Origin of the sequence: Sulfurimonas sp. (assembly GCF_018698455.1) — a bacterium.
In the GTDB taxonomy this organism is placed as follows: domain Bacteria; phylum Campylobacterota; class Campylobacteria; order Campylobacterales; family Sulfurimonadaceae; genus Sulfurimonas.
On record NZ_JABIOQ010000065.1, the window covers coordinates 1 to 3,784 of the forward strand.

At 33.6% G+C, this 3,784-nt stretch carries 5 protein-coding genes; 1 reads left to right on the plus strand and 4 read right to left on the minus strand.

Annotated elements, in window-relative coordinates:
• Nucleotides 1-142: 142 nt before the first annotated feature.
• The gene (locus HOG88_RS09655; RefSeq protein ID WP_295005624.1) at nt 143-1,159 is read right to left on the minus strand and encodes a winged helix-turn-helix domain-containing protein; all 1,017 of its coding nucleotides are present in this window, start codon (nt 1,157-1,159) and stop codon (nt 143-145) included.
• 129 nt (nt 1,160-1,288) lie between these two features.
• On the opposite strand from HOG88_RS09655, the gene HOG88_RS09660 reads away from it, so the two are divergent.
• Complete coding sequence (locus HOG88_RS09660; protein ID WP_295005626.1) at nt 1,289-1,501, plus strand: hypothetical protein; 213 nt, start codon at nt 1,289-1,291, stop codon at nt 1,499-1,501.
• A gap of 150 nt (nt 1,502-1,651) precedes the next feature.
• Here HOG88_RS09660 and HOG88_RS09665 read toward each other — a convergent pair whose 3' ends face one another.
• The 3 genes from HOG88_RS09665 to HOG88_RS09675 form a co-directional block, all read right to left on the minus strand.
• Complete coding sequence (locus HOG88_RS09665; protein ID WP_295005627.1) at nt 1,652-1,954, minus strand: hypothetical protein; 303 nt, start codon at nt 1,952-1,954, stop codon at nt 1,652-1,654.
• Nucleotides 1,955-2,019: 65 nt separating this feature from the next.
• Nucleotides 2,020-2,388, minus strand: a complete 369-nt coding sequence (locus HOG88_RS09670) for a hypothetical protein (RefSeq protein ID WP_295005629.1) — start codon at nt 2,386-2,388, stop codon at nt 2,020-2,022.
• Nucleotide 2,389: 1 nt separating this feature from the next.
• Entirely contained in the window at nt 2,390-3,646 is a 1,257-nt protein-coding gene (locus HOG88_RS09675; protein ID WP_295005631.1) for a hypothetical protein, read from the minus strand.
• Nucleotides 3,647-3,784 lie beyond the last annotated feature (138 nt).

Genomic DNA, 3,784 nt, shown 5'->3' on the forward strand with positions numbered 1-3,784 from the left:
ACACACCAATAACTTTCTAACTTATTATCTTGAGTCTTCTTATTGCAATTACAGCAGAAGTCAGGAATCTTACGAGGCTTACTTTGTCGAACCTTACTTAAATCAATGTAAAAGCCATTAGGGACACTATCAAACCAAGCCATTATCGTCGTGCCTCTTTTAATTGCACAATCTCTAATGCGAAGTTTTGTACCAAATCATTCAAGCTCTTATTAAACTCTGTTTGGTTAGACTGTATCTTTTGAAGCTCAGAAAGCCCCTTAAGAATAGAATTAATAGTAATAGATTCACCTGTTGCAGTGTAATGCTCTCTCAAACTGTTAAAGAAAGGCGCAGCAACCCTATCCATGTCTACTTGAGCTGTGACACCATGAACCGTTTCTAACTCATTCTGATTAAAAGATTTGTCTATCAATAACCATAACTTACCATGGTCATCACGAATCTCAAATTTTTCCTTGTCGTTGTTACATTGTACTGCTAATTCATTGTTTATTTCCGCATAATGTTGCCTGAAACACTTACTTTTTACTTCAAGCTTACCTTTTACACGAAAATTAACGTTCAATAAAGACTCAACCTTACGCACAACCTCGCTTAATTGGCTGAAAGCGTGCAAATAAGAACCTTTTGCAGTTTTTCCAAAGTAACTTAGCCCCTTAGGAAAATATACCACTAAAGAACGCCTACAAAGCCAAACTGTAAACTTAGTGCCACTATGAGTTATTGAAACGCTTTGACCTTGACTAATAGATTTGTAAGTAATTCCCCTTGATTTCAGATAACTTTCACGATTTTCCCAGTTTTTTGTTTTTGGTAACTTAACAGTAAATACAAAACCATGGCCACGTATTGGTTTTTTTACAGATAAGGGAAGTGGTTGGGAACCTACCGAAGTAGTATTTTTTACACCAACGTGCTGCAAATTGTCTTCATTTTTTATGGCCCAAACACCCATACTCACCTTAGCTATCACATTAGCCTTTTTAAGAGGAGAAACATAATAGTTTAGCCTTTGCCTAGAGAGGTTTAATTTCTTTGCTATCTCGCTAAGATTTAATCCATTTTTTATCCCTGATATGATATACGAATAAAAATAGTTTTTTTTTACAAAGGGGGGTGTGCTATCGCTCTTTTTTTTACACTTTTTTAGTACCATCGCTGATTTGAATGATTAAGTATTATTTAAAAAAACCCTATAACTCAAAAGTAGAAAAAAGACAACCAATGCGTATTCACCAGAAAGTTACACTAAACAAATATATACTTTGAGGACTAAGTTTTGACCATGGCAAATAAAACAATAAAGATTACAGAGATTTTCACATTTGAAGAATTATTGCCCTGGTTAACTTTAGGATTATTAATTGGATTGCCACTCGTATCTAAAAAAATTTTTGATTTAACTACTTCAATATTTCCTTCAGTAATAACCTATACTTTTTTCGCAGTAATTGTCGCAGCAATTGTTGCAGTGATAATTAAAATTAAACCAACATGAAAACCATTTTTTGTGCGATTGATATACTACTACGTTGTGAAACTAAAACATTATAAAGATATGAATGCTCGCTACATTAACCATCCATCACCTCTTTTCCTCTTGATGCAGGCGCGGTGTAAACCATTCTTGCCTGCACAGGGGGTTTTTTTATACTAACTCTTTTAATTGAGCTAAATTTAGCTTATCAATATTTTGTTCTAACCATTGTCTTTTTTCAAGAGTACTCTTTTCTTCTACGTTCAAAAGGCGTTTATGGATTCGTTTGATAGTCATATCTTGCCTTTCAGTAAGTCTTTCTAAGAATTTTAGACGTTTATGAATATCCAAAACCGTGCGTGGTTGGCTAGCTAAAGAGCCATTTTGTGCTAGATTCTGCTTCAAACGCTGATTTTCTTGATGTAATCTTTCAAGTGCGGCTCTTGCCAATAAACTGTCTTTTGTGGGTTCCATTTTTTCTAAATTCCTCTTTTTTGTTACGGTAACTATATAGGTGGCGTAACTATAAAGGTTTACCTTTATGCCAGCCTTATTGACTTTACTACTTTTGGACTTTTCCTGTTTTTCGATATACTTGCAATAGCTGAAACCTTTAATAATGGCTTACGCATAAAACACAACCGAATGAGGGCGCTATCAACTGATTCACTACGTAGGCCCAAAGCCTTAGCTATCATCAAAACATTAATCTGTTTTTGCCGTTTGCCTTTCTCGTTCTTTAAGTAAACATATTTGTAAACATAAAACATATTCCTACGAGTAATCATCTGTGCAGGCAAACTGTTATCATTAAGCATTTTCCAAATTTTAAAGTAACTACCTTTCAAGCTCTCTCTAATAGCTTCTAAGTGGCTATCTTCTTCTGCATCTATTATTTCTTGTTCCATCTTATTTAGGGAAGTAAACTCTTTTGAAGTGGTTACAGGGAGGCATGAATGGGAAAAATTGAACGTGGTTCCCACCCTGAACTAAAGTCCATTCATACAAATATTTGTCTTCGTCTTGAATTAAATGTTTCTTACTATCTTGTAACATCCGAATAAACTCTTTTGGCACATTTATTTTATGCAAACTTTCTGGATTCTTAAACAAAGGAGAGATTATTTTGATAGGATATGTTTCTGCTACGTCTTCATCAATAATCCCTAACGTCTGAACCATCATACAGTTAAAAATACCTAAAGCTCGGTAATTGTTTCCTATGTTTTGTATCTCACTCACCGCCAGATTAAAGTCTTGCTTCTTGAAAAATTTTGCATAATAACTGCTATCATCTAGAAATACCATTACTGGATTTATTCTTGGGTTGTTCTCGTCATGATGAGATTTTACTAAACGACGAATCTTCTCACCCACATCAAAACTCATAAAATGTTTATCCCTACTATTATAACTGATACAAACACTATTTCCTTGTTTAAAGTCGTCCATTAAGTCAAGTTTGTTTATAGTGCGTTCAAATATTCTTAAGTATTCTAATTCTGATAACCTGTCTTCTATTGAACTTTTTGTTTGAGAATTTATATCTTTTTGATGATGTAATAACTTCAAATAGTTTTCAATGTGTTTAAGAGAAAGTTTTTTATTATTTAGTTCAGAAATTATTTTTAACATCCGCATAGCACCCTTAGAAGTGAAGTCTAAACCCATCCACATATCCCTTTCATCCAAATCATTTAAATCTAAACTGAATAAATTGAAATTGTGAACCTGTTTATTAAAATCCTTAGTTGCTGGCATAGGTAAATAATGTTTTAGTTTTATTCCTTTAGGTTTAAGTAATGGTGGGAGAAACTTGTTTGGCCCTGCAATCTTAGCATTACCTGAATTTGTTGTTTTTGGATCAATATATAAACAGTAATAGTTAGCGTCATGCAAAACACTCCAAATTAATTTTGCCAATTTACTCTTACCGTCACCACTAGCTGCCAAGATTAAAATATTAAAAGCACTACGTTCAATATCTTCTGTATCAAAAGCATCAAATTTTATGTAGACTATATCCTCTTCTGGAATCTCACCACCACCATAGTAAGAAGGCGGTTTAATAGTACCAAGAGGTATTTTCCTAATTGCAGCGTAAGGGTTCGAGTAACCAACTTCTTTATCTGAAATTGCTGCATAACTAAGTGGAAAATGTTTCATACCTTGACCCCACAAATTTTATAGCAATAATTAAACAAACTGAAACTGCACAAGCTAACAAAAGAAGCACAGAAAACCGCCAGTCCAAATAAGGAGTTGTTAAAATATAAATTAAAAACAACATAGTTAAGTAGGCAA

What these genes read in the sequence shown, in the direction of transcription:
- HOG88_RS09660 (WP_295005626.1), top strand. Translation starts at nt 1,289, where the DNA reads ATGGCAAATAAAACAATAAAGATTACAGAGATTTTCACATTTGAAGAA.
- HOG88_RS09665 (WP_295005627.1), bottom strand. Translation starts at nt 1,954, where the DNA reads ATGGAACCCACAAAAGACAGTTTATTGGCAAGAGCCGCACTTGAAAGA.
- HOG88_RS09675 (WP_295005631.1), bottom strand. Translation starts at nt 3,646, where the DNA reads ATGAAACATTTTCCACTTAGTTATGCAGCAATTTCAGATAAAGAAGTT.
- HOG88_RS09655 (WP_295005624.1), bottom strand. Translation starts at nt 1,159, where the DNA reads ATGGTACTAAAAAAGTGTAAAAAAAAGAGCGATAGCACACCCCCCTTT.
- HOG88_RS09670 (WP_295005629.1), bottom strand. Translation starts at nt 2,388, where the DNA reads ATGGAACAAGAAATAATAGATGCAGAAGAAGATAGCCACTTAGAAGCT.